The organism is Bradyrhizobium sp. Kon69, from assembly GCF_055807515.1.
Genome location: NZ_JBVVOS010000174.1, coordinates 1 through 356, shown reverse-complemented (window position 1 = coordinate 356; position 356 = coordinate 1). Strand labels below are relative to the sequence as shown.

General features: G+C 61.8%; 1 pseudogene. It reads right to left on the bottom strand.

Annotated elements, in window-relative coordinates:
• Positions 1-49 precede the first annotated feature (49 nt).
• Positions 50-356 (bottom strand): annotated as a pseudogene (locus AC0L3U_RS38710) (catalase); the annotation flags it as partial.

The following is a 356-nucleotide window of genomic DNA, read 5'->3' as shown; positions in this document are numbered from 1 at the left end:
CATCAATTGCGGCAGGGCTTGCTGGATCAGGTGCTCACTCTGCGCATCGAGGGCGCTGGTGGCTTCGTCGCACAGCAGAATCTTTGGCTTGGTTGCCAGGGCGCGGGCGATGCTGCGCGTCGCGCTGGCCGTTGTGGAACGGCACCACCGGACGGTTGATCGGGATTTCATGAAAGTTCGGCCCGCCCAGTCGGCTGATCTGGGTATCCGTGTAGGAAAACAGACGGCCCTGCAGCAGCGGGTCATTGGTGAAGTCGATACCCGGCACAATGTGGCCTGGGCAGAACGCGACCTGCTCGACTTCAGCGAAGAAGTTATCCGGGTTGCGGTTGAGCACCATCTTGCCCAGCGGGGTG